This is a genomic window from Thioclava sp. IC9, from assembly GCF_002213225.1.
Taxonomy (GTDB): domain Bacteria; phylum Pseudomonadota; class Alphaproteobacteria; order Rhodobacterales; family Rhodobacteraceae; genus Thioclava; species Thioclava nitratireducens.
In genome coordinates this window covers 478,794-503,634 of sequence record NZ_NBNX01000003.1, presented here as the reverse complement: position 1 = coordinate 503,634, position 24,841 = coordinate 478,794, and the positions used below count along the sequence as shown (strand labels likewise).

The 24,841-nt window shown below is 64.5% G+C and carries 23 protein-coding genes; 11 read left to right on the top strand and 12 right to left on the bottom strand.

Annotated features, from left to right (window positions below; all coding sequences use genetic code 11):
- Positions 1-86 precede the first annotated feature (86 nt).
- Both B6V76_RS10965 and B6V76_RS19945 read left to right on the top strand, forming a co-directional pair.
- Positions 87-1,448 carry a TolC family outer membrane protein gene (locus B6V76_RS10965; protein WP_075773872.1) on the top strand — a complete coding sequence of 454 codons (1,362 nt, stop codon included), beginning with the start codon at positions 87-89 and terminating at the stop codon, positions 1,446-1,448.
- A gap of 144 nt (positions 1,449-1,592) precedes the next feature.
- Positions 1,593-2,900, top strand: a complete 1,308-nt coding sequence (locus B6V76_RS19945; RefSeq protein ID WP_088727415.1) for a hypothetical protein — start codon at positions 1,593-1,595, stop codon at positions 2,898-2,900.
- 185 nt (positions 2,901-3,085) lie between these two features.
- Here B6V76_RS19945 and B6V76_RS10955 read toward each other — a convergent pair whose 3' ends face one another.
- The 3 genes from B6V76_RS10955 to B6V76_RS10945 all read right to left on the bottom strand — a co-directional run bounded on the left by B6V76_RS10955 (position 3,086) and on the right by B6V76_RS10945 (position 6,299).
- A complete protein-coding gene (locus B6V76_RS10955) occupies positions 3,086-3,418 on the bottom strand; it encodes a DUF6280 family protein (RefSeq protein WP_075773874.1) in 333 nt (110 codons plus the stop codon).
- A gap of 398 nt (positions 3,419-3,816) precedes the next feature.
- Positions 3,817-4,548, bottom strand: a complete 732-nt coding sequence (locus B6V76_RS10950) for a folate-binding protein YgfZ (protein WP_088727414.1) — start codon at positions 4,546-4,548, stop codon at positions 3,817-3,819.
- 50 nt (positions 4,549-4,598) lie between these two features.
- Positions 4,599-6,299, bottom strand: a complete 1,701-nt coding sequence (locus B6V76_RS10945) for an ABC transporter ATP-binding protein (protein ID WP_088727413.1) — start codon at positions 6,297-6,299, stop codon at positions 4,599-4,601.
- A 197-nt stretch (positions 6,300-6,496) separates the two neighbouring features.
- Here B6V76_RS10945 and B6V76_RS10940 point away from each other — a divergent pair, with 197 nt between their 5' ends.
- Positions 6,497-7,708 carry an aminotransferase class V-fold PLP-dependent enzyme gene (locus B6V76_RS10940; RefSeq protein WP_075773877.1) on the top strand — a complete coding sequence of 404 codons (1,212 nt, stop codon included), beginning with the start codon at positions 6,497-6,499 and terminating at the stop codon, positions 7,706-7,708.
- On the opposite strand, the gene B6V76_RS10935 is transcribed toward B6V76_RS10940, so the two are convergent.
- Positions 7,699-7,905, bottom strand: coding sequence for a hypothetical protein (locus tag B6V76_RS10935; RefSeq protein ID WP_075773878.1), 207 nt, complete (start codon positions 7,903-7,905; stop codon positions 7,699-7,701). The two genes, B6V76_RS10940 and B6V76_RS10935, sit on opposite strands and share 10 nt — an antisense overlap.
- Before the next feature lie 135 nt (positions 7,906-8,040).
- Positions 8,041-9,150: a pyridoxal phosphate-dependent aminotransferase gene (locus B6V76_RS10930; protein ID WP_088727412.1), complete on the bottom strand. Its 1,110-nt coding sequence runs from the start codon at positions 9,148-9,150 to the stop codon at positions 8,041-8,043.
- A gap of 137 nt (positions 9,151-9,287) precedes the next feature.
- On the opposite strand from B6V76_RS10930, the gene B6V76_RS10925 reads away from it, so the two are divergent.
- A complete protein-coding gene (locus B6V76_RS10925) occupies positions 9,288-10,583 on the top strand; it encodes an MFS transporter (protein WP_088727411.1) in 1,296 nt (431 codons plus the stop codon).
- Between the two features lie 90 nt (positions 10,584-10,673).
- On the opposite strand, the gene B6V76_RS10920 is transcribed toward B6V76_RS10925, so the two are convergent.
- Entirely contained in the window at positions 10,674-13,793 is a 3,120-nt protein-coding gene (locus tag B6V76_RS10920; RefSeq protein WP_088725411.1) for a valine--tRNA ligase, read from the bottom strand.
- Positions 13,794-13,981: 188 nt separating this feature from the next.
- Here B6V76_RS10920 and B6V76_RS10915 point away from each other — a divergent pair, with 188 nt between their 5' ends.
- Positions 13,982-15,202: a DUF2235 domain-containing protein gene (locus B6V76_RS10915; RefSeq protein ID WP_088727410.1), complete on the top strand. Its 1,221-nt coding sequence runs from the start codon at positions 13,982-13,984 to the stop codon at positions 15,200-15,202.
- Here the strand turns inward: B6V76_RS10915 and B6V76_RS10910 are convergent.
- The 3 genes from B6V76_RS10910 to metF all read right to left on the bottom strand — a co-directional run bounded on the left by B6V76_RS10910 (position 15,104) and on the right by metF (position 17,107).
- Positions 15,104-15,595 carry a PaaI family thioesterase gene (locus tag B6V76_RS10910; protein ID WP_088727409.1) on the bottom strand — a complete coding sequence of 164 codons (492 nt, stop codon included), beginning with the start codon at positions 15,593-15,595 and terminating at the stop codon, positions 15,104-15,106. The two genes, B6V76_RS10915 and B6V76_RS10910, sit on opposite strands and share 99 nt — an antisense overlap.
- Positions 15,596-15,685: 90 nt before the next feature.
- A complete protein-coding gene (locus tag B6V76_RS10905) occupies positions 15,686-16,018 on the bottom strand; it encodes a GYD domain-containing protein (RefSeq protein ID WP_075773884.1) in 333 nt (110 codons plus the stop codon).
- Positions 16,019-16,240: 222 nt separating this feature from the next.
- Positions 16,241-17,107, bottom strand: coding sequence for a methylenetetrahydrofolate reductase [NAD(P)H] (metF, locus tag B6V76_RS10900; RefSeq protein ID WP_088725413.1), 867 nt, complete (start codon positions 17,105-17,107; stop codon positions 16,241-16,243).
- A gap of 93 nt (positions 17,108-17,200) precedes the next feature.
- Between metF and B6V76_RS10895 the strand changes: the two genes are divergently transcribed.
- The 4 genes from B6V76_RS10895 to mscL all read left to right on the top strand — a co-directional run bounded on the left by B6V76_RS10895 (position 17,201) and on the right by mscL (position 20,358).
- On the top strand, positions 17,201-18,106 hold the full coding sequence (locus tag B6V76_RS10895; RefSeq protein ID WP_075773886.1) for a LysR family transcriptional regulator: 906 nt from the start codon (positions 17,201-17,203) through the stop codon (positions 18,104-18,106).
- A gap of 144 nt (positions 18,107-18,250) precedes the next feature.
- A complete protein-coding gene (locus B6V76_RS10890; protein WP_088727408.1) occupies positions 18,251-19,042 on the top strand; it encodes an inositol monophosphatase family protein in 792 nt (263 codons plus the stop codon).
- A gap of 105 nt (positions 19,043-19,147) precedes the next feature.
- Positions 19,148-19,822, top strand: coding sequence for a hypothetical protein (locus tag B6V76_RS10885; protein ID WP_088727407.1), 675 nt, complete (start codon positions 19,148-19,150; stop codon positions 19,820-19,822).
- A gap of 107 nt (positions 19,823-19,929) precedes the next feature.
- Entirely contained in the window at positions 19,930-20,358 is a 429-nt protein-coding gene (gene mscL, locus B6V76_RS10880) for a large conductance mechanosensitive channel protein MscL (protein ID WP_075773889.1), read from the top strand.
- A 100-nt stretch (positions 20,359-20,458) separates the two neighbouring features.
- Here mscL and ald read toward each other — a convergent pair whose 3' ends face one another.
- Entirely contained in the window at positions 20,459-21,583 is a 1,125-nt protein-coding gene (ald, locus tag B6V76_RS10875) for an alanine dehydrogenase (protein WP_088725415.1), read from the bottom strand.
- Positions 21,584-21,726: 143 nt separating this feature from the next.
- On the opposite strand from ald, the gene B6V76_RS10870 reads away from it, so the two are divergent.
- Positions 21,727-22,191: an Lrp/AsnC family transcriptional regulator gene (locus tag B6V76_RS10870; RefSeq protein WP_075773891.1), complete on the top strand. Its 465-nt coding sequence runs from the start codon at positions 21,727-21,729 to the stop codon at positions 22,189-22,191.
- A 3-nt stretch (positions 22,192-22,194) separates the two neighbouring features.
- Here the strand turns inward: B6V76_RS10870 and B6V76_RS10865 are convergent, their stop codons facing one another.
- Complete coding sequence (locus B6V76_RS10865) at positions 22,195-23,643, bottom strand: TrkH family potassium uptake protein (RefSeq protein WP_075773892.1); 1,449 nt, start codon at positions 23,641-23,643, stop codon at positions 22,195-22,197.
- A 206-nt stretch (positions 23,644-23,849) separates the two neighbouring features.
- Positions 23,850-24,056, bottom strand: coding sequence for a 30S ribosomal protein S21 (gene rpsU, locus B6V76_RS10860; protein ID WP_011748553.1), 207 nt, complete (start codon positions 24,054-24,056; stop codon positions 23,850-23,852).
- Between the two features lie 107 nt (positions 24,057-24,163).
- On the opposite strand from rpsU, the gene B6V76_RS10855 reads away from it, so the two are divergent.
- The gene (locus B6V76_RS10855) at positions 24,164-24,832 is read left to right on the top strand and encodes a COQ9 family protein (RefSeq protein ID WP_088727406.1); all 669 of its coding nucleotides are present in this window, start codon (positions 24,164-24,166) and stop codon (positions 24,830-24,832) included.
- Positions 24,833-24,841: the final 9 nt, after the last annotated feature.

Sequence of the window (24,841 nt, the reverse complement as noted above, 5' to 3'; positions counted from 1 at the left end):
GGCGAGCCGATAAACTTAAAGTAATTGCGCCCGGCGGCAGAGGGACTCCTGCATCTGTGGCGATACAGGAAAACGAGGGGCATTCGATGCTGCGCAAGACACTGACATGGACCGCTTTGGTCGCGGCGACCGCCATGGCGCCGATCACGGCCGGGGCCGAGACGCTGGCCGACGCGCTGGTCTCTGCTTATCGCCATTCGAACCTGCTGGAGCAGAACCGTGCTGCGCTGCGGGCCGCGGATGAAGACGTCGCGCAAGCCGTCGCGAATCTGCGCCCGGTCCTGCAATGGACCGCGAGCTACGATTACCTCAATGCCGACGCCACGCGCACGATCTCGCAAAAAGCCTCGACCACGCTCGGCGCGTCGATGACACTGTTCGATTTCGGCCGTAACAAGCTGAATGTCTCGATGAAGAAAGAGACCGTGCTCGCCACCCGCGAGGGGCTGCGTTCGGTCGAGCAGAACGTGCTTCTGGCAGCGATCCAGGCCTATTCGGACGTGAAGTCGGCCTCCGAGCAGGTTGCGATCAACCAGAATTCCGCGCGCGTCCTGAACGAGGAACTCAAGGCGTCGAACGACCGGTTCGAAGTGGGTGAAGTCACCAAGACCGACGTCTCGCTCGCACAGGCGCAGCTGGCTTCCGCCCGCGCGTCGCTCGCCGCGGCACAGGGCAAGCTGCGTTCCGCGCGCGAGGCCTACAAGGCCGCGACCGGGCACTACCCGAGCAATCTCGCGGCGTTCCCGAAGCGGCCCTCGCTGCCGGGCTCGCTGGATGCCGCGCGCGATATCGCCCTACGCAGCCATCCGAGCATCAAGCAACTGCAGCACACTGTTGCGGTCTATGACCTCGGCGTTGATTACGCCCGCGCCAATCGTCTGCCGAAAATCACCGGTTCGCTCGGCCTGAAGCAGGAAGAGCAGGGCATCCAGACGCAGTCGGCCGGGATCGAAATGAGCCAGACGCTCTATTCCGGCGGTGCGCTTCTCTCGGCACAGCGCCAGGCCGTGGCGAACGACCAGTCGGCCCGTGCACAACTCAGCCAGGCCGGCGTGACGGTCGCGCAGAACGTGGCCAATGCCTGGTCGGCGATCGACATCGCGAAGGCGCAGATCTCGGCTTATGACCAGCAGATCACCGCAGCGCGTACCGCCTATCAGGGCGTCAAGGAAGAGGCGCTTCTGGGCGCCCGCACCACGCTCGACGTGCTCTCGGCAGAACAGGATCTGCTTGACGCGCAGGCCGGACGGATCGACGCGGCCGCCACGCTGCAGGTAGCTTATTATCAACTTTTGTCCGCTATGGGGCTGTTGACGGTAGAAAACCTGAAGCTTGGAATTCCGACCTATGATCCCGCGGCTTATTACAATGCGGTCCGCACCGCGCCCCTTACGCTCAGCCCGCAGGGCAAGCGTCTGGATCGTGTGCTCAAGGCCATCGGCCAGTAACGACCAACCGGTGTTCCGGCGGGCTCTTGGGGCCCGCCCGCCGCGCCATAGTGGCGCGGGTATCGCAGCCTCCGGGTGTCCCTCGCAGTTTCGGATCCGTCACGGCTGGACAGGCGCGCGTGCGCGCTGCAGGATGGAGTGATTATGGCTGATACCCGACCCAGACCTGAAATCGAAGATGTGCTGGCATCGATCCGGCGACTGGTGTCGCAGGACAGCCCGCGTATGGCCGAGAGTTATCCGGCCTCCAAGGCCGAGCGTGCGGCCCCCGATCCGCTGGTTCTGACGCCCGCGCATCTCGTCTCCGACACGCAGGCGGAGCCGAAGGGCGACATCCATGATCTCGAATGGTCCGCGCCGGGAGTGACGCCTGAAGAAGAGGCAACCGAACCGCAGGATTTCGCGCAGGACCAGCCGGAGAAGGCCGCCGCGCCTGCCGGGGTCGAGTCGCCCGCGCCACTGTCCGAGGCACGTCGGAAGCCGCAGAATTTCGAACCCGAATTCGACGATGCCGAGGCCGAGCCCTGGCCGTCGGAGGCGGAACTGCAGCAGGGCGGGTTCGACGATGAGCTCAAGCGGCTGGAAGGGTCGCTCGCGCAACTCGAGGCGGAAGTCGCGCGCGATGGCTCAGATTTCGAATCCGAGACAGGCGACAGGTTCGAACCTGCCGGCACTGCACCCCTGACCGAACTTCCCGAGAGCTTCACGCCGGTCTGGTCCCAAGGTGCGGATCCGGAGCAGACTTTTGCCACTGCCGATTGGGAGGACGTGGCCGGGTTCGTCGCGCCGCAATCGCCGGATCAGTTTGGGGCCGCGGACGAAGGTATCACAGAGCCGCTCCCGGCCGAGGATGCCGACGCGCCTGCCGAAACCGATCCCTTGGCCGGGCTTGATTTCGCTGCGGCCGACACAGACGAAGGGGAGCCGGAAGACGTTAATCTCGGCGAAACGCCGTTCGAGGCAAAGGCCATCTCGGGCTTCGATGTCCCGCCGGGAGCTGAGACACCGGAGGAGGCGCCTTCGGCACAGGATTGGGAAGATCTTGCACCGGAACCGGACGCGGGTCGTGCTGCCGCGCCGGAGGCGACAACCGCGCCACCGACCGATTCCGCACCGCCACGCCGCCTGCATCTCAGCGATGCCGGGGCGCGCATCCCGGAGCCGGAGCCACGTATGTCGAGCTATGCCGAATTGCGTGCGACGCTGGAAGAGGATTCCGAAGCCGACGAGATCGCCGCGCTCGAGGCTGAACTCGCGTCGACGCCGGACCAACCCGAAGCGCCGCTGCATCCGGCGGTGCAATCGATGAACGAAACCCAACTTCGTCAGATCGTCTCGGCGATGCTGCGCGAAGAGTTGCAAGGCGCACTTGGCGCGAAGATCACACGTAATCTGCGCAAGATGGTTCGCCGCGAAGTGCAGCGCGCGCTGATGAGCCGCGATCTGGACTGACTCGCGCCATCGCCAACACAGCCGGGGCAGGGGCGACGATCGCGCGCTGTTTGCCCCCGCGAACATGCGCTTCAGCCGCGATTGCGGTAATCTCGGCGCAAAGCTGCCCTTGAAAATTCAAAACGGCGCGCCCTGAGGGACGCGCCGTTTTGGGTACTCAACTGTCGCCGTGGCGCCTGACAGGATCAGGCCGCTTCGGCCTCGTGCTCGTCCGAGATCGCGGCGAGGCGGCGTTCGCTTTCTTCGCGCGACAGCGCGACCGACGTACGGACACCCTTGCCGACGAATTCCATCAAACCCCGGACGACGCGCTCGTTCGGATCGATGCCGGCGCAGGACAGAACTTCACGGCCATCGCGCGAGCGTGCCCAGCGGGCGATCTGCTCGGGGCCATTGCCGTATTTCTTGTCGTCTGCAATCGCATCGTCCAAGGCCGCGAGGACCACAGCGGCGAACAGTTTGCGGGCTCGTTGGCCCTGCTCGTAATTGAAGGCCGAGCCGTCAACGAAATCGCGCATTCTTCCGTCCTTTGTTATTGCTCTTGCGTTTCCTGGCGTGAGGGCCATCTAGGCCTTTCGGCCCCCGATTCGATATGGCTTGGGTCACATGGCAGCTATGCGCTTGACGCATAGCACCTTTGCCCGTTTCCAAAACCTGGTCCTTCGCGAAGGATCGCATTGAAGGCGAATTAAGCGCGGGCGCTCGAAATTCAAGGGCTGTCATTCGCGAAGCGCGAAACCCGTATCGCATCAAGAGCCGGTTAATATTCTGTAAACATTAGAAGTTTACGGGATGGGCGCAGCGAAAAAACCTTTGGTGCCCCAGGTGCGGCCGATCGTCGTTTCCTCTGCGTCACGATGTTCCGCAAATCTCCGCCGTGGGGCTTGCGCTTTTCGAAACAGTTGATCCGCGGCGGTCATAAATAAGTGACCACGGCCTCGCCAGCCGACAACTCGCCATCGGCGCGCCCGAAGCGCAGATAGGCGATCGCGCGATCGCCCGAACGCGTGAAAAGACGCCCCACGCTGCGATCTTCGGAGGTAATCTCGGTACCCGGTTCCGCGGGCCCTTCGACACCTACGGTGACGAAGCCTTTACGCAGCTCCGTTTTGTGCTTCATCCGCGCCGTGACCTCTTGCCCGACATAGCAGCCCTTGCGGAAATCGACGCCATTTAGCTGAGCGAACCCGGCTTCGAGGATGAAAGTGTCGGGGGTCAGTTCGATACCGGTCTCGGGGATGCAATGCTCGACCCGGATCGCATCCCAATCGGTGCCGTCATCGCCCGCCTCGTCGCCGTAAAGCCGCCAGCCCATGTCGGGATGGCGTGGATCGGTCAGCGCGCCCTCGGGTGCCGGACCTGTGCCGCGGTAGACCTTCAGATCCGAGGGCGCGATCGCGACGTCGGCGCGGAGCTTGTACATGCCCAGTCGTTTGATCGTCGCCTCGGCGATGCTTTCGTCGATATCGATGACGATCGCGTCGCCTCGCGCTAGCAAGAAGAAATCGGCAAGGTATTTTCCCTGCGGCGTCAGCAGGGCGGTATAGACCAGCCCGTCATTCACGTGGCGCACGTCGTTCGTCACCAGCCCTTGCAGGAAGTGCTCGCGATCCGTGCCAGTGATCTCGTAGAGAATGCGCTCGGCCATGGAGGTCTCCTTTCCCCGCCCATGTAGGCAGCCGGGGCGGGAATGCCAACTCAATCGAGAAGCTGCATCCGGCACAGCCCCGCATAGGGCCCGTTCTTGGCCAGCAGTTCGTCATGCGTGCCCTGTTCGACGACCTGACCTTCAACCACCACGACGATCTTGTCGGCGTTGCGCACGGTCGACAGGCGGTGGGCGATGACCAGCGTCGTGCGGCCCTCGCTGAGCTCCGAGAGCGCCTGCGCCACCTTTGCCTCGGAGACGGTGTCAAGCGCCGAGGTCGCCTCGTCGAGCAGCAGGATCGGCGCGTCGCGCAGCACGGCGCGCGCAATCGCGACCCTTTGCCGTTGTCCGCCCGAGAGCGCCGAGCCGCGCGGGCCTGCGCCGGTATTGATGCCGTTCTGCAGAAGGTCTGTGAACTCGGTCACGTGCGCGGCTTCGAGCGCGGTCTGGATATGGTCGGGATCTACCTCCTGCCGGCCGAGCAGGACGTTCTCGCGGATCGTCTCGTCGAAGAGAGCCGAGTCCTGCGACACGGTCGAAAAATGCTGGCGCAGTTCGGCAAGGCCGAGATCGCTCAGCGGCGTGCCGCCCAGAGTGATGCGCCCTCTATCGGGATCGACGAGCCGGGTCAGCAGGTTGAACACGGTGGTCTTGCCCGCGCCCGAAGGGCCGACGAGTGCGGTGGTCTGGCCGGGCTCCGCCACGAAGCTGAGGCCGCGCAGGACATGCTTGTCGCCGTAATGCAGATGTACGCCGTCGAACTCGATCCGCGTGGTCTCGGGCAGGGCGGCGGGGTGCGCGGGCGAGGTGATCGACGGTTCGGTATCGAACAGGCGATAAATCCGCTCGAGGCTCGCCGCCGCCGTCTGCCAAGAGCCCGCCGAATTCGCGAGGCGGCGAAGCGGCTGGAAGGCCAGCGCCATTGCGGTGAAGAAGGACATGAAATCGCCGACCGAACGCTCGCCCGCCATGATTTCCTGACCGCCGAGGATCAGTACCACGAAGAAGCCAAGCCCGGTGATGATGTCGATCATCGCGGGCACCAGCCCCGAGATGAAGGTGGTCTTGATCTGCGCGATGCGGACCTCGTCCACCAGCCGCGCGAAGCGCCCCGCCTGATAGTCCTCGATCCCGTTGAGCTTCACCGCAGCGATACCGTGGAACACCTCGTCGAGCCGGGTCGCGCGGTCGGAGGAGCTTTCGCGCATCTGCCGGGTTTTGCGGCGAATGTAGCGCTGCGCCATCGCGACCGGCAGGATCAGAAGCGGCGCGCCGATCACGGCGCCCATGGTCCAGCCCGGATCGATGGCGACCGCAACGGCGAACAGCGAGATAAGCGAGACCGCATCGCGCCCGGTGCTGGAAATGAAGATCTTCCAGACGTCCTGCACGGCGCTCGTATCGCCTTGCACCCGTTCGATCAGGGCGCCGGGCGGGTTGGCCTGGTAGAAGCGCTGGTCGAGCCGCAGCATGTGGCGGAACAGATCGGTCTGCATGTCGCTCGACGTGCGCAGCGAGACGCTGGTCATCACCGTGCGCGAGGCCACCGAAGTCGTCGCCCGGACCACGAACAGCCCGAAGATCGCGGCGCCGACCCACCAGATCAACTCGCTCTCGCCCTGCACGAAGACCTTGTCGAAGAGCGGTTTGAGCATCCAGCTCAGTGCGCCCAGCGTTGAGCCTTCGATCATCAGAAGGACCATCGACACCCCGATCATCGGCCAGTGCTTGCGCAGATAATCGCGCCACATCCGGCCGGCGAGGTGTTTCGACGTGTAAGGGTTTGCAGTCTTGGCCACGAGGCACCATGCGATAGGCGCGCCTCTCGAGCGCGCGGTTAAGTCCGTGAATTACCGCGAGACGGGGCCTGCGTGCAAGCCGGGCGCGAGATTGACGCCGCGCGCGGGCGGCATTACCGATTATTCGTTGTGCCAGACGGAGATACCCGATGAGCCTTGCCCAAGGTCGCCCTTACCTCGCAATTCCCGGCCCCTCGACGATGCCCGACCGTGTTTTGGCCGCGATGCATCGCCCGGCGCCCAACATCTATGAGGGCGAGATCGAGGAGATCTCGGTGCGGGTCGCGGCGAATCTGCGGCGGGTGGCAATGTCGTCGTCCCATGTCGCGATCTACATCGCCAACGGCCACGGTGCATGGGAGGCCTCGATCGCGAACGTCTTCTCGCGCGGGGATAAGGCGCTGAGCCTCGTGACAGGGCGCTTCGGCAATATCTGGGCGCGTAACGCGGCGACGATGGGCGTTCATGTGGAGCGGCTGGAATTCGGCCTGAAGGCGCCCGCCGATCCGGCCCGCGTCGAAGAGGCCCTGCGCGCCGACAAGGATCACGAGATCAAGGCCGTGCTGCTGACCCATGTCGATACCGCGACTTCCGTGGTCAACGACGTGGCGGCGATCCGTGCGGCGATCGACGCAGCGGGGCATCCGGCGCTTTTGATGGTCGATTGCATCGCCTCGCTCGCCTGCGACGAGTTCCGGATGGACGATTGGGGCGTCGATGTGATGGTCGCCGCCAGCCAGAAGGGGCTGATGGTGCCGCCGGGTCTGGGCTTTGTGTGGTTCTCCGACAAGGCGCTGGCGGCGAGCCGCGAGGCCGATATGGTCACGCCTTATTGGGACTGGCAGCCGCGCGCCTTCCCCGAGATGGTCTACCAGTATTTCGGAGGCACCGCCCCGACGCATCACCTCTTCGGCCTCGACGAGTCGCTCAAGATGATCCTCGAGGAAGAGGGGCTCACCCATATCTGGGCGCGTCACGCGACGCTCGCCTCCGCCGTCTGGGCTGCTTTCGAGACCTGGGGGCAGGAAGGGGATATCGCGCTCAACATCGCCAACCCGGCCCATCGCGCCCATTCGGTGACGGCGGCGCGGATCGGCGCGGGCAATGCGCAGCGGCTGCGCAGCTGGTTGGAGCGCGAGGCGGGGGTGACGCTCGGCATCGGGCTCGGCATGGCCGAACCCGGCACGCCCGAGGCAAATGACTTCCTGCGGGTCGCCCATATGGGTCATGTGAACGCCCATATGACGCTGGGCGCGCTGGCGACGATGGAGGCCGGGATGCAGGCGCTGAAAATCCCGCACAACCCCGGCGGCATCGCCGCGGCGGCTGGTGCGATCGCGAAAGGCGCCGGTCAGGCCTGACCGTGACGCTCCAGCCAGTCGGTGAGCTGTTCGACCTCTTCCGAGGCTTCCCGCGAGACCTGCGGCGCCTCGGTGCGCGAGGACGACAGCCGCATCTCGCGGCTGGTCTGGGTGTTGCCTGCATAGGCACCGAAGGCCAACGCGAAGGCCAGCGGGCTCAACATTGCGATACGGGCGTTGCGGATCTTGCGGCTCATGTGTCTGCTCCTGTTGTCGAGCAAAACATGGGCCCGGCCCCGAGTCGGCGCAATTCACCTTGCGGCGAGACGTGCTGACGCCGGTGCTTTTTTGCCGATTTGGTAGGCGGATTTGTGTCCGGGAGGGCGCGCAGATCAGCGCGCGCGGGCGGCATCCAGCGCGTCAGGGAGGGCCGCGGCAAAAGCGTCGAGCTCGGCTTCGGGCCCGACCGAGACGCGGATGCAACGGTTTTGCGGGGCGACGAAGGGCATCCGCACGAACACCGCGCGCGCGTCCAGTTCCTGCAGCACGGCCCGCGCGAAATCACCATCCTGCCCGCAGTCCACGGCGACGAAATTCGTGGCGGAGGGCAGGGTGCTCAGCCCGTTCTCGCGCGCGATCTCGTCGATCCGGTCGCGTGCGCCTGCCACGAGGAGACGCATGTAGGCCTGCCACGTCTTGTCCTGCAGCGCGGCCAGCGCGCCTGCCTGAGAGATGCGGCACATGCCGAAATGATTGCGTATCTTGTCGAAAGCCGCGATCAGGCCGGGGGCCGCAAGCGCATAGCCCACGCGCGCGCCCGCCAGACCATGGGCCTTCGAGAAGGTCCGCATCCGAATCACCCGGGGATCGTCGGCCGCGATGCGCGCCTCGGTCCCGTCGTCGGCGAATTCCACATAGGCCTCGTCCAGCACCATCAGCGTGCCATCCGGCACCGCGTCGATCATCGCCTCGATCGTCTCGCTCGGATGATGCGTGCCCATCGGGTTATCGGGATTGGCTATATAGACGAGCTTCGCGCCCACCTCGGCGGCCTTCGCGATCAGCGCCTGCGGGTCTTCGTGATCCCCGGCATAGGGCACTTTGTGAAGCACTCCGCCGAAGCCCGCGACATGGTAATTGAAGGTCGGGTAGGCACCTTCCGAGGTGACAACGGGATCGCCCGGTTCGATCATCAGGCGGCACAGGTAGCCCAGCAGCCCGTCGATCCCTTCGCCGACCAGAACGTTCTCGACCGCGACATCGTGATGCGCGGCAATCGCCGTACGCAGATCGAAGCTCGTCGAGTCGCCGTATTTCCAGGCATCGCCGGCCGCAGCCGCCATCGCGGAAATCGCCCGCGGCGAGGGGCCAAAGCCGTTCTCGTTGGCTCCGAGCCGCGCAGTGAAGCGGCGACCGGCAAGGCGCTCGTGTTCCTCGGGCCCGACGAAGGGCACGGTGGCGGGAAGGCTGTCGATCAGGCGGGTATATCGAGGTCCGGTCATGGCTACAGGCGTAAGCGCAAAGCGCGGATGCGGCAAGAGGGTGCGTCGATCGGTTCCTCGCGGCGGAACCGGGGACTGGGCCAAGCGCTTTTCCCTGCGTAATATCGTGAAATGACATAAGTTCGGGAAGCCAGCCGATGAGCGCCAGCGACACCTCTTTCTCCTCCTCCCTATTCGAAACGCTGACCGGCGATGCGCCGGGGAATGTGAAAGAGCTGAGCGACACCGCCGCCAAGCACGAACCCGGCAGTTTTTTGCGCCATGTCGGATCGCTGTCGATGACCAAGCTGGCAGACGGGCTGATCGACCCGAAGCTGGTGCTCAGCTGGCTCATGCAGGCGGTGGGCGCGCCCGCCGCTCTGGTCAGTTGGCTGGTGCCGGTGCGCGAGGCGGGCTCGCTATTGCCGCAGCTGTTCACCGCACCGCATGTCCGCAAGATGCCCCAGCGCAAATGGGCCTGGGCCGCCGGTAGCATGATCCAGGGGCTGGCGGCGGCGGCGATCGTGGTGATTGCGCTGACGATGCAGGGGATGGCCGCGGGGCTTGCGATGCTCGCCGCGCTGGGCGTGCTGGCCATCGCGCGCTCGCTGTCCTCGGTGAGCTACAAGGACGTGCTGGGCAAGACCGTGGACCGCACGCGGCGTGGCACGACGACCGGCATCGCGACGAGCGTTTCTGCGGCCGGGGTGATCCTGTTCGCGCTGATCCTGATGAGCGGTTTCGTCCCGCGGATGAGCCTCGTGATCGGGGCGATTTCACTGGCCGCCGTGCTCTGGGTGGCGGCGGCTGCGCTGTTCTCGACGCTGCGCGAGGAAGACCAGCCGGGCGAGGCGAAGGGCAGCATTGGCCTGTCAGAGCTTAGCCTGCTGTGGAAGGATGCCGATCTTGGCAAGTTCGTGATCGCGCGGGTGCTGCTGCTGCCGACCGCGCTCGCGCCGCCCTATATCGTGCTGCTCGCCGCGAATGCCGGAGACAACCGTTTCGGGGCGCTGGGGGCGATGGTGCTGGCCTCGGCGTTGGCCTCGCTGGTGAGTTCCTATATCTGGGGGCGGCTGGCGGATCGCTCCTCGCGCAAGGTGTTGATCTTCACCGGGCTGGTCGCCGCCGCGTTCCTGGCGCTTGCGGTGGGATTGAGTTGGTCGGGGCTGATGGGCACGATCTGGGCCTCGCCGGTGGCGCTGTTCGGGCTGATGATCGGCTATCAGGGGGTGCGACTGGGCCGCTCGACCTACCTCGTGGACATGTCGCCCAAGGACGATCGCGCGGCCTATACGGCGGTGTCGAACACGAGTGTAGGCGTGATGCTGCTGGCCTTCGGCGCGGCGAGTTCGGCGCTCGCGATAGCGGGGCCGGATATGGTGCTGATCGTCTATGCGGGGATCTGCGTGGTCGCCTCGGGCGTGGCGTTCACGATGAAGGAAGTGTCGGAGTAAGGTCTCCGCTCAGCTCACGGCGCGGGACGACCAGGCCCGGGCCGCGCCCACCCGAGGGGCAGGCGCGGCCCTGATCGCTAAAAGCCTCGCTCAGCCCAGCTCCGCCAGACGCGCGACGGCCTGACGCACCTTCTCGGCCTCTTCCTCGGCGCGGGCGAGGTTTTCGCGGGTTTCCACGACCACGTCGGGATCGGCATTGGCGATGAATTTCGGATTGTTCAGACGACCCTTCATGCCGCCGATTTCCTTCTCCATCTTGCCCAGAGCCTTCTCCAGACGTGCCTTCTCCTTGGCGATGTCGATCACGCCTTCCAGCGGCAGCCCGAACAGCGCGCCCTGCGCCGGGATCGAGATCGCGCCTTTCGGGATCGGTCCCTCGGTGACGCTTTCGATGCGGGCCAGCTTGAAAATCAGCGCCTCGTTATTGGCGAGCGCTGCGCGCGCCGCGTCATCGGCCTCGGCCAGAACCATCGGCAGTTTCAGACCCACCGGCACGCCCATCTGCGTGCGCGACGACCGGATCGCCTCGATCAGTTCGATCACCCAGTTCATCTCGCGGTCGGCGGCCTCGTCCACCAGATCGGCGGCTTTGTAATCCGGCCAGTCGGCATGGACGAGCATCTTCGCGCGGTCGCCCTGCGGCGCAGTCAGTTCCCACAGCTCTTCGGTGATGAAGGGCATGATCGGGTGCAGCAGCGTGTAGCACTGATCGAGCACCCAACGCATCGTGGCGCGGGTTTCCTCCGCATGCTCGCCGTCGAACAGCGGCTTGGCGAATTCGACATACCAGTCGCAGACCTTGCCCCAGACAAAGCCGTAAAGCCCGAGCGCCGCGTCGTTGAAGCGGTAGGCGGCGAAGGCCTCGTCCACCTGCTCGCGGATCTTCGCGGTCTCGCCGATGATCCAGCGGTTCACCGTGTGGGTGGGCTGCGGGATCTCGGTCACGACCGGGCCCTCGAATACGCCGTTCATCTCGGCGAAGCGGGTCGCGTTCCAGATTTTCGTGCCGAAGTTCCGATAGCCCTTGATGCGCTCCTCAGAGAGCTTCAGCACGCCGCCCATCGCCGCCATTGCGGCATTGGTGAAGCGCAGCGCATCCGCGCCGTAAGCGTCGATGATCTCGAGCGGGTCGATCACGTTGCCCGTCGTCTTCGACATCTTCTTGCCCTTCTCGTCGCGGACGAGCTGGTGCAGGTAGACGGTGTGGAAGGGCACCTGATCCATAACGGCCAGCTGCATCATCATCATCCGCGCCACCCAGAAGAACAGGATGTCGAAGCCGGTCACGAGGACGTCGGTCGGGAAATACTTGCGCATCTCCTCGGTATCCTCGGGCCAGCCCAGCGTGCCGATCGGCCAGAGGCCCGACGAGAACCAGGTGTCGAGCACATCGGCATCGCGCCAGACCGGGTAGACTAGCTGCGTCGGGTCCTCGGTCATCTCGTATTGCGCGAGGCTCGCGGCCAGCACTTCGATCGCCTTGTGGCGATCTTCCACTTCAACGATGCGCGCCACGTTCAGCGGCGTCGGCAGCTCGGCATTCTGCGCCTTGAACCAGCCGATGACGCTCTCGAAATCCGAGGCGCAGTGGTAGCGGTCGTCGCGATGCACCATCTTCGTCTCGACGAGCAGGCGGCCCATCTCCACGAGGTCGATCGTGCCATCGCCTTCGTCATCGCGGAAGTCGGGCGCTTCCATGTCCAGGCCGTACCAGACCGGGATCTGGTGGCCCCACCAGAGCTGGCGCGAGATGCACCAGGGCTCGATGTTTTCCAGCCAGTGGAAATAGGTTTTCTCGCCCGCTTCGGGCATGATCACGGTGTCGCCGTTGCGCACGGCGTCCAGCGCCTTGCCGACGATCTGCTCGGCATCGACGAACCACTGATCGGTCAGCATCGGCTCGATCACCACTTTCGAGCGGTCACCGAAGGGCTGCATGATCGGCTTGTCTTCGACATACGGAACGGTGGTTTCGGTCTCAACGCCGTCTTCGTCGGTGACGGTCTTCGTGGTCGTCACCGCGAGGCCTTCCTCGGTGATCTGACGGATCACGGCTTCGCGCGCCTCGAACCGGTCGAGACCGCGCAGTTCCTCGGGCACGAGGTTGAGCGCGTCGATCTCTGCCTCGGTGAAATCCGCGCCGCGGGAGATCTCCATCGCGCGGGCCGCGCATTCTTCGTAGGACAGCCCGTCGGCGCGCATCGCGCCCTTGGTGTCCATGAGGCGATACATCGGGATGCCGCCGCGTTTGGCGACCATGTAGTCGTTGAAGTCATGCGCGCCGGTGATCTTCACCGCGCCCGAGCCGAATTCGGGATCGGGATATTGATCGGTGATGATCGGGATCAGGCGGCGATGCTCTTTCGGGCCCACCGGGATTTCGCAGAGCTTGCCGACGATCGGCGCGTAACGCTCATCGGACGGGTGCACCGCGACAGCGCCGTCGCCCAGCATCGTCTCGGGGCGGGTCGTCGCGATCGAGATGTAGTCGCGCTCTTCCGTGAAGACGACGTTCCCCTCTTCGTCCTTCTCGACATAGGTATAGGTCTCGCCGCCCGCGAGCGGGTATTTGAAGTGCCACATGTGACCGGCGACTTCGATATTCTCGACCTCGAGATCGGAGATCGCGGTCTCGAAATGGGGATCCCAGTTCACCAGCCGCTTGCCGCGATAGATCAGGCCCTTCTCGTACATGTCGACGAAGACCTTGATCACGGCGTCATGGAAGTTACCCTCGTTGCCTTCCGGCGCGCCGGGAGCCCCCGACATGGTGAAGGCGTTGCGCGACCAATCGCAGCTCGAGCCCAGACGCTTGAGCTGGTTGATGATGGTCGAGCCGTATTCGCCTTTCCACTCCCAGACCTTCTCGAGGAATTTCTCACGGCCGAGTTCGATGCGCTTGGGCTGACCGGTCTTGGCCAGTTCCTTCTCGACCATCAGCTGGGTCGCGATACCCGCATGGTCCTGTCCCGGCTGCCAGAGCGTGTCGAAGCCGCGCATCCGGTGCCAGCGCACGAGGATATCCTGCACGGTGTTGTTGAAGGCGTGGCCCACATGCAGCGCGCCCGTCACGTTGGGCGGCGGGATCATCACGCAGAAGGTCTCGTCGCGCGACGCGTTGGCCCCGGCCTTGAAGGCTCCAGCCTCTTCCCATTTCGCGTAGATCCGCGGCTCGGCGCTCGCGGCATCGAAAGTCTTGTCCATCGTCATGTCAGGCATCCTTGGCTCGGCTTGAGGGCTGTTTAGCCCGCGCAGGCGACAAGGAAAACCCCGTGCGCGCGGTCCGAAAAAGCGCGGCGGGCACGATCGGGTCAACAAACTGCCGCGATTGCCCCTGAAGATAAGTGAAACTTATCCTACATTGGATAGTATAAGCCCAACTTATGTGGAGCGCTGATATGCGCGGTCTCTTCGAGCGTGTGATCTCTGCCCTGCGCCGCCGCAGCCCGGAACGGGCCGAGGCGCGCTCGGCGGCAGGCGCGGGCCGTGGCCCGGTCGATCATGTCGTGTTGCTCGACGGGACGCTCGGCTCGCTGCGCGCCGACCGGCTGACCTCGATCGGGCTGATCTATCGCTTCCTGCGCCGGGCAGCGCCGAAAGTCTCGGTCTATTACGGGCGCGGCCTGCGCTGGCGCGACTGGCACGACATGTCGGATGTCTGGTTCGGCTGGGGCGTGAATCAGCAGATCTCGCGCGCCTATGGCTGGCTCGCGATGCGATACCGCCCGGGCGACCGCATCTTCCTGATCGGCTATTCCAGGGGCGGCTTCGCTGCGCGCTCGCTGGCGGGGATGATCGGGCGGATCGGTCTGTTGCGCCCGGAGCATGCGATCGAACGCAACACGCGGCTTGCATGGCGCCATTACGAGGAAGAGACGCCCGCGGACGTCCTGCAAAGCTTCCGCAACAGCCTGTGCCACGAGAATGTCGACATCGAGATGGTCGGCGCCTTTGATACGGTTCAGGCGCTGGGCATCCGCGTGCCGTTCTTCTGGATCGTCAACGAGGAGCGCGTGCGCTTTCACGACCACCACCTGAGCGACCATGTGCGCCACGGGTTTCAGGCGCTCGCGCTCGACGAGAGGCGCTCTGTGCTGGAGCCGCTGGTGTGGGAAAGCGACGAGGGCGCTTCCGACGCCGATTCTTCCGCCACCCGGATCGAGCAGCGCTGGTTTCGCGGCGCCCATGGCGATATCGGCGGAATGCTCGGGCATTTCGCGGATGCGCGCCCGCTCGCCAATATTCCGCTCGTGTGGATGCTGGAGCGGGCGGAATCGCTGGGTCTGAGCCTGCCGCCCGGTTGGCAGGCGGAGTTCCCGCGCGATCCGAATGCGCCCTCGGTCGGCACCTGGACTGGCTGGGGCAAGCTGTTCTGGCTGCGCGCGCCGCGCGTCGTGGGGCGCGACCCCTCTGAAGGGCTGCATGAGAGCGTGGTCTTGCCCGAAGGCTCGCGCGCGATTTTCAGGCCGCGCATCCTGCGTCCCGAAATCCGTCGTCTCGCGCGCCGGTCCGAGCCTGTCTCAGAGGTCAGGCGCCATGACGAAACAGGTGGCGGTGCCGGTCGCGTAGAGGCGTCCATCCTCGGCGCCCCGGATCTCACCCCGCGCGACGCCGGTTGACCGGCCGATGTGATCGAGCTGTCCCACGCCGATCACCTCGGTGCCGGGCTTGATCGCGCGGATCAGGTTCACCTTGAATTCAAGCGTGGTCTGCGTCTGACCCTTCTTCAGTCCGGTGATCACCGAACAGGTCATCACCGTATCTAGCATCATCGCATACCAGCCGCCGTGAATGCCGCCATAGCCGTTGGTCTGCGGATGGCCCGGCGTCCCGCGGCAGGTGACGCGGCCTTCCTCGGCCTCGGTAATCCGATAGGCCATCAGCTTCTGCACGGTGGGCGAGGGAACGTCGCCGGTGACCATCTTCCTGACGTAGTCGAGCCCCGGCATCGAAAGCACCTCCTCGAGTGGGAGGAAATCTTCGGGGCCTTCGGCGAAATATTGGTCGGGCATCTTTGGTTCCTTTTCCGGGTCGGCACTAAGCTATCGTCGCCGAGCGGAAAGGAAAGGGGAGGTAGGTTTCGACCTGCGACCGAACTGGCTTCAACTGCCCGGCGGCACGAAGTTCGAACGGATGCCGGCCGCAGCCTTCTGCATCTCCTTGAAGTCGGCGGTCGTGAAGGCCTCCTGCGTCTGCACCTTCGACAATGACCCCGAGCCAGCGGCGGCCATGATCGCCGGCAGCACCTTCTTCATGTCGTCGCCCGTGGCGATGATCAAAAAGTCACTCGGACCGGTGGTTATGTAGTAGTTTTCCAGTTTCCCCCCAGCCGCCTTTATCAACGCGTCGATGGTCTCCCATCGGTCCGTCGGGCTGTCCATGAAGCCCTTTATGGCCTGAGGAGAGAAGCTCCCCGTGATCACGAAACGTCCCATGTGTTACCTCCCTAGAACGGACGCCAGTCATCGGCGCGATCTCGTCGGCAGATTTGAACTGGTTTCCGCTGGGTAAACATTATCACGACCGGCGCGATTTCCTGAGCGTCTTCTCGGCGGTGGTGTGGGCGTTGCGACAAGCGTCAGACGCGTGACGCACCACGACCAAAAAAGGAAAGGGGCCCAGCCGGGCCCCTTCGTTCAATCCATTTGAGTACCCTTTCAGGCCACTTTCTCGAGCACCGTGTCAGGCGTCACACCCAGCGCGTGGCAGACGTCGCGGGTCAGGCCGGGACGGTTAAGCGTGTAGAAATGCAGGTCTTCCACGCCGCCCTCGATCAGCTTGTCGCACAGCTCGGTGCACAGCGCGGTCGCCAGAAGATGCTCGCGCCCGTCGCGGATCGCGGCCTCGAAGGCTTCCTCGACCCAGGCGGGGATGGAGGTGCCGCAGCTTTGCGCGAACTTCTTGGCGCCTTTCCACGACTGGATCGGCAGGATGCCGGGGATGATCTTGGCGTCGATCCCTTCGCGCTCGCAGGCATCGCGGAAGCGGAAGAAGGTCTCGGGCTCGAAGAAGAACTGGGTGATCGCCGACGTCGCACCCGCCTCGACCTTGCGCTTGAGCCAGCGCACATCGGCCATATTGTCGGCGGCGTCCGGATGCGGCTCGGGATAGGCGCCGGCCCGGATCGTGAAGCGGCCATCCTCGGCCAGCGCCTCGATCAGTTCGACCGAAGAGGCGAAGCCCTCGGGATGCGGCGTGAAATGCTTGGCACCCTGCGGCGGGTCGCCCCGCAGCGCCACGATCTCGGTCACGCCGACCTCGGCATAGGCGTCCACGATGTCCATCGTCTCAGCCTTCGTCGCTTCCACGCAGGTCAGGTGGGCGGCGACATTGAGGCCGTAATTCTTGTGGATGGTCCCCACCGCCTCGTGGGTCAGCTTGCGCGTCGTGCCGCCCGCGCCATAGGTCACGGAGGTGAACTCGGGTTTGAGCGGTGCCAGAACCTGCGCGGTTTCCCACAGCCGGAACGACGCATCGAGCGTCTTCGGCGGGAAAAATTCGAAACTGACCTTGGGCGTCGTCATGGGATTTTGTCCTTTCGTTCGCTCTCTTGTGCCAGATCGGGCTTTGTGAGACAAACTCATAATCCTCAAAATGGTTATGAGTGTAACAGCAAGATGCATCTCGAGTTCCGTCACCTGCGCACAATCAAGGCGATTCACGATGCCGGAGGGCTCGCGAAGGCAGCGGACGTTCTGCACATAACACAATCGGCGCTGTCGCACCAAATCAAAGGGCTCGAGGACCAGACCGGGGTGGAGCTGTTCGTGCGCCGCTCGAAGCCGCTGAAGCTCTCGGCGGCGGGGCAGAAGCTGTTGCGGCTGGCCGAACGCATCCTGCCCGAGATCGCGGCAACCGAGGCCGAGTTCGACGCGCTGCGGTCGGGGCGGGCGGGCCGTCTGCATATTGCGATCGAGTGCCACGCCTGTTTCGACTGGCTGTTTCCGGTGCTGGAGCGTTTCCGCCATGCCTGGCCCGATATCGACGTTGATATCCGGCCCGGTCTGGCTTTCAACGCGCTTCCCGCGCTGAGCCGCGAAGAGGTCGATCTGGTGATATCGTCGGATCCGGAAAAGATCGACGGCGTCACCTTCAATCCGCTTTTCGACTACGCGCCGACCTTCATCGCCGCCGCGAATTCACCGCTGGCGGCGAAGCCATATATCGAGGCGCAGGACTTCGCGGATCAGACGCTGATCACCTATCCGATCGACCGCGGTCGCTCGGACATCTTCACCCAGCTGCTCACGCCCGCACGGGTGGAGCCGAAAGCCGTGCGACAGGTGGAGCTGACGGCGGTGATCCTGATGCTGGTCGCCTCGAATCGCGGCGTGGCGGTGCTGCCCGACTGGGTGCTGCGCGAGGTGAAGTACCAGCCTGACTACATCACCAAACCTGTGACCGAACACGGGCTGACCAAGCGCCTTTACGCCGCGACGCGGTCCGAGGATGCCACCCAGCCCTTCATGGCGCATTTCCTGCGGCTTGCACGCACCGAGCCGGTGAAGCTTCAGCGTGCCTGATCCATCGGGCTTGTCCGAATATCCCGGGGGCTCGCGCAGCGAGCGGGGCAGAGCCCCTCCTCAGTTTGCCTTACGTGCCAAAGCTCTTGGATTTTCCGCGCAACCCCTGTAAGGCGACCGCTTGAAACGCGAAGGAGCCCAGAGATGCAAGGCAGCGCAAACCTCAACCTGATGATCAAGGCCGCCCGCAAGGCAGGCCGCTCGCTCGTCAAGGATTTCCGCGAGGTCGAGAACCTTCAGGTCTCCTCGAAGGGTCCGGGCGATTTCGTCTCGAAGGCCGACCGCGAAGCCGAGAAGATCATCAAGGACGAGCTGCGCGGCGCGCGCCCTTCTTATGGCTGGCTCGGCGAGGAGACCGGTGAAGAGGCGGGCGATGACCCGACCCGCCGCTGGATCGTCGACCCGCTCGACGGCACCACGAACTTCCTGCACGGCCTGCCGCATTGGGCGATCTCGATCGCGCTGGAGCATAAGGGCGAAATCATTGCGGCCGTGGTGTTTGACGCCGCGAAAGACGAGATGTATTTCGCCGAGAAGGGCCTCGGCGCCTACATGAACGATACGCGTCTGCGGGTCTCGGGCCGTCACAAGATGATCGAATCGATCTTCGCGACGGGCGTGCCCTTCGGCGGCAAGTCGACCCTTCCGGCGACGCTGCAGGACCTTGCGAAGCTGATGCCGCAATGCGCGGGCGTTCGTCGCTGGGGCGCGGCCTCGCTCGACCTCGCCTATGTCGCGGCGGGCCGCTACGAGGGCTATTGGGAGCGCGGGCTCAACGCCTGGGACATCGCCGCGGGCATTCTCCTCGTGAAAGAAGCGGGCGGTTTCGTGGAAGCAGTGCGCGAGGGGCGCGACGTTCTCGAATCGGGTTCGGTGATCGCGTCGAATGCTGAAATGTTCCCGGCTCTCACCAAGGCACTTCGGTCAAACGACTGAGAAATCTCTGAAAATTCTATGAGGCGGCGAAAGGTGAGTGAAAGTTCACCTTTCGTTCATTCCGTTGTGCCAGCCTGAAGCGGTTACCAGAAAGGGGATGCCGCCATGGTTGGACAGGAATTCGGGTCCGCGTCACTCGCGCTTGAACAGCGCGCATTGACTGCGCTGCACGGGCCGGGCGATTGCGCGGTCGAACGCGCGTTGGAGGAGTTACGGCAGGCGGTGTCCGATCTCGCCTTTGCGGAGGCCGCCGAGTTGATCGCGCGGCATCGGGTCGCCTTCCTGGACGAGATGATTTCGGGCTGCCTCGACGATGCCGAAACGGCGGAGGCGGACACTGCGGCGGCGCTGCGCACGGCGGCCGAGGGGCTTCAGGAGGAGCGGGCGGCCGTGGCAGAGACCATGCCGCTGGAGCTTGCCCTGCGCGCCGACCAACGCGACGCGGCCTGCGATCGCATCCGTGCTGCGCAGCGGCGTCTGCGCAATATCTCACAAATGCCCCAGCATTTCGGCTGTGCCTGCGGCTTTGACTGTCCCTCTGAGGGCGACGGGGCGGGACCCTGCTCGGGGGTGGCAGAGCGAATCCAGCAGGCGCTCCGCTGTGATGCAGACGCCATCGCCGACATCGCCAGACAGGAAGCGCGCGCACGGCTCAGCGACGGTTTCGCGGCCTTGCCGGTCGCCGCGCCTCTCTCGTCCCGTTCCGGCGGCGACACGGTGTCCACGGCGGCGCAGGTCGCCCGCCGCCTTGTCGAGGATGCACGCCGAAGGTTGTGCTAAAGCGAAACCGGCAAGCCTGCCTCGCGCTCGCTGCTTGAGGCTATGCAGACGCAAAGATCGTGGTAGCCTGTCGTCGCGCAGAACGCGCATCGCAATGAGGGGCTGGAATGATTCAGGAATTCAAGGATTTCATCGCCAAGGGCAATGTCATGGACATGGCGGTGGGCATCATCATCGGCGCGGCCTTCACCGCCATCGTGACCTCGCTGGTCGGCGACATCATCAACCCGATCATCGGTCTGTTCACCGGAGGCGTTGATTTCACGAATAACTACGCTGTGCTCTCCGGCGAGGTTCCCACCGGGGCGAGCCTTGAAGAGGCGCGCAAGGCAGGTGCCTCGGTCTTCGCCTATGGCGCGTTCCTGATGGCGGTGATCAATTTCTTCATTATCGCCTTCGTGGTCTTCATGCTGGTGAAGATGGTCAACCGCATCAAGGCTGCGGCGGAGAAGCCGGACGATGTCGCGCCCGAGGTGCATACCGGTCCGAGCCAGCTCGACGTGTTGCTCGAAATTCGCGACGCACTTCGGAAGTGACGGCGCGGCGCGCAGCGCCGCCTGAAGATAGAAGAACGGCCCGGGGCAAAGCGCCGGGCCGTCCTCGTCATGGGTGCAGTTGTTCTTGGCGTCGTGGCCTTTATTCGGCCGCGTGCATCACCGCGTCCGGCGCGTCGAACGGCAAGTCGAGCGCTTCGGCCACTGCCTTATAGGTCACCTTGCCGGCATGGACGTTAAGCCCCGCCGCGAGATGCGGATCCTCGGCACAGGCGCGCTCCCATCCCTTGTCGGCCAATGCGAGCAGGAAGGGCTGGGTCGCGTTCGACAGCGCGAGCGTCGCGGTGCGCGCGACCGCGCCGGGCATATTGGCCACGCAGTAATGCATGATGCCCTCGACCTCGTAGATCGGGTCGTCATGGGTGGTCGGGTGCGAGGTCTCGACGCAGCCGCCCTGATCGATCGCGACATCGACGATCGCCGCGCCGGGCTTCATCGTCTTGAGCATTTCGCGGGTTACCAGTTTCGGGGCGGCGGCCCCGGGGATCAGCACCGCCCCGATCACCAGATCGGAGGCCGCGACCAGCGCCTCGGTCTCGGCTTTCGAGGCATAGGCGGTGCGGAAGGTTCCGCCGAACGTGTCATCGAGATAGCGCAGACGCGGCAGCGACTTGTCGAGCACGGTCACATCCGCGCCCATCCCGGCAGCCACGCGCGCGGCGTTGGTGCCCACGACGCCGCCGCCGATCACGACGACCTTCGCGGGCGACACGCCGGGCACGCCGCCCAACAGCACACCGCGCCCACCATTGGCCTTCTGCAGGGTCCACGCGCCCATCTGCGGCGCGAGGCGACCAGCCACCTCGGACATCGGCGCGAGCAGCGGCAGGGTGCCGTCCTTCGCCGTCACCGTCTCGTAGGCGATGCAGGTCGCGCCCGATTTCATCAGGTCATGAGTCTGCGCCGGGTCGGCGGCCAGATGCAGATAGGTGAACAGAAGCTGGCCTTCGCGGAGCATCGCGCGCTCGGAGGCCTGCGGCTCTTTCACCTTCACGATCATCTCGGCCTCGGCGAACACCTTTGCCGCATCGCCGAGGATCTTCGCGCCGGCGGCCTCGTAATCGCTGTCATTGAAACCCGCGCCCAGGCCTGCGCCGGTTTCCACCAGCACTTCGTGGCCATGGGCGACCGCCTCTTGCGCCGCGGCCGGGGTCAGCCCGACGCGGAATTCCTGCGCCTTGATTTCGCGTACGGTTCCGATCTTCATCGCGTGTCCTCCTCCAAAACATGGAAACGTCCTGCGATCAGTATGCGCTCCGTCACAAGCAAGTGCTTTGCCATTTGGCGGTTGTGGATGGGGTGGGCCGCTCGTATCTTCGATAAAATACGTGAATAGCGGCAGGATTTTGCATGAGCGACAAGCTGGACGCGACAGATCGTCGGTTGCTGGAGGTTTTGCAGCGGCAGGGGCGAATCTCCAATGCCGAGTTGAGCGAGCGGGTGAACCTCTCGCCCTCGGCCTGTCACCGGCGGGTGCAGCGACTGGAGGAGGAGGGTTACATCCGCGATTACGTCGCCCTGCTGAACCCGCGCAAGCTGGGGCGGACGACGACGGTCTATGTCGAGATCAAGCTGTCCAGTCAGGCCGACGAGGTTCTGGATGCCTTCGAGAAGGGTGTGCAGCAGGTCCCGGAGGTGCTCGAATGTCATCTGATGGCGGGGGCTGCGGATTACCTTCTGAAAGTGGTCGCCGCCGATGCCGAGGATTTTGCGCGGCTGCACCGGGCGAAGCTGGCCAACATTCCGGGCGTGGCGCAGATCCAGTCGAGCTTCTCGCTCAAATGCGTGGTCTCCACCACGGCGATGCCGGTCTGAGAGTCAGGCGCGCCAGAAGCGCGGCAGGAACACGACGAGGATCGCGAGCATACCGATCCGGCCCAGCAGCATTGCGAGCGTCAGCAGCCATGTCGCGGTGTCGCTGAAGTCGATCATCGTGCCGGTGCGATCGGTCAGCGGACCGACCCCGTAGCCTATATTGCCGAGAGCCCCCCAGGTCGCGAAGATGGCCGAGACGAAATCGGCCCCGGTCATCGAAATCCCGACCGAGATCAGGCCCAGCGTCAGGATGTAGCCGGTAAAATAGAGGATCAGAGAGGAGAGGATGTCTTCCTCCAGCAGCCTTTCGCCGAGGCGCGGCTGCAGTACCCGATGTGGCATCTGCAATCGGCGCACGGCGGCGCGGATCACCGCGCCGAGTGCCTGCCAGCGAAAAACTGACAGCGCGCCCGAGCTGGACCCGGTGCAGCCGCCGATCAGCCCGACCCAATAGGCCAGCACCATCGCGAAGCTGCCCCAATTCGAGACGTTGGCCGTGCCGAAGCCGGTGCCGGTCATGATCGAGGACAGGTTGAAAGCGGCGGAACGGAAGGTCGGCTCGATCCCGTCGGGCGCGTGGGTGTAGAGCCAGATCAGGAGTGCCGCGAGCGCGAGGCCGAACCAACGAAAGAAGGCGTGGATTTGCGGGTCGTCCCAGAACGGGCGCAGGTCGCCTCGGCCAAGCTGGACATAGCGGATGAAGGGCAAGGCCGAACCCAGCATGAAGACGACGCCCGCATATTGCGACCCGGGCGAGAAGTTCGCGAAGGAGCTGTCATGCGTGCCGAAGCCCCCGGTCGCGATCGTCGCCATTGCGTAGCAGATCGCGTCGAAGGAGGTCATGCCCGTGGCGGTGTAGCTGATCGCGCAGGCCAGGGTCAGCGAAACATAGACCCAGAGCAGCGAGCGCGCGATGTTATGGGCGCGCGGCATGACCTTGCCCAGCGTGTCGAAGCCTTCCGCCTGGAAATAACGCATCCCGCCGATGCGGAGCACCGGCAGGAAGATCATCGCGACGAAGGCGATCCCGAGCCCGCCGAACCAGTTCAGCATCCCGCGCCACAACACGACACCGCGTGGCAGCGTGTCGAGATGTTCGAAGACGGTGTAGCCGGTCGTGGTGATGCCCGAGGCGGCTTCGAAATAGGCATTCGTCCAGGTCGCATGCGGTGCGCCTTCGATGAAAGGGAGGGCGGCGAAGATCGGCAGGCCGAGCCAGATCGCCGCGGTGAGCAGATAGGCCTGCCGCGTGGTGAGCCCGCTCGCGCTCTTGGTGCGGGTCGCGAGCGCGAGAGCGCCCCCGATCAGCGCAGTCTCGAACGCCGCTTCCAGGAAGTCCTGCCAGTTCGGGTTGAGGTCGCTGAAATCCAGCGCCGCGGGCACCAGCATAGCGGTTCCGAGGGCTGTGACGATCAGGCCAAATAGGTGCAGGACGGGCCGGATATCGGACATTTGAAAGCGGTTCCCGCCAGAGCGAAGTGCTGGCGCTAGGGTAGGGGGCGCAGCGCTTTAGGCAAGATCAAAGCGGCGGCGATTGCGCTTTCTTGTAGCGGTGTCCTCCAGAAACCAAAAACCCCCGCGGCCAAGCCTCGGGGGTCATCGGTGCGGGCAAGCCCGCCAGCATTTTCAGGCGCCTTTTCAGACGCGGAGCGGTGCGCTTAGAGCGCGCCTTCGCGCTGAGCCTTCTTACGTGCCAGTTTACGGGCACGGCGGACGGCTTCGGCTTTCTCGCGCGCTTTTTTGACCGAGGGTTTCTCGAAATGCTGCTTGAGCTTCATTTCGCGGAACACACCCTCGCGCTGAAGCTTTTTCTTCAGAGCACGGAGCGCCTGTTCGACGTTGTTGTCGCGAACGCTGACCTGCATGTGGTGTCACCACCTTCCTAAGTTAGAGTTGCAGTTGCTTGCAGGAGCGCTCCATATAGTCACCAAAAGGCGGTTTGTCTACCGTCAAAGCTGAGAGAGGAAACGCGATGAAAAACGACCATCTCGATATGGAACGCACGCGGTCCGAGCTGTTGGCGGCGATCAAGCCGCATGTCCCTTTCGATGGCTGGTCCGAGCCTGCCTTCAAGCTCGCAGTGTCCGATCTGGGGCTCGATCCGGGGTTGGCGCGGGTCGTGTGTCCGCGTGGTGCCGTCGATCTGGCGGTGGCCTATCACCGCGAGGGCGATGCCGAAATGCTCAAGCGTCTGGAAGAGGCGGATTTGTCGGGACTGAAGTTCCGCGACCGGATCGCGACTGCCGTGCGCTTCCGTCTGGAAGAGGCCGATCCGGAGCTGGTGCGCCGTGGCGCCGCGATCTTCGCGCTACCGCAGAATGCCACGACCGGCTCGAAGCTGATCTGGGAAACGTCGGACAAGATCTGGCGCGCGCTGGGTGATGTCAGCGAGGATTACAACTGGTACACGAAGCGGATGACGCTTTCTGGGGTCTACAGCTCAACGGTGCTCTACTGGATGGGCGACGAGAGCGAGGGCAAGGGCGACACCTGGGCCTTCCTCGACCGCCGGATCGAGGACGTGATGCAGTTCGAGAAGGTGAAGGAGGCCGCGATGAAGCTGCCCTTCCTGCCGAAACTCCTTGGCGGCATCCGTGCGCCCAAGGGCAATGCCGACATGCCGGGTCGGGAGGCGCAGTGATGGAGCCTG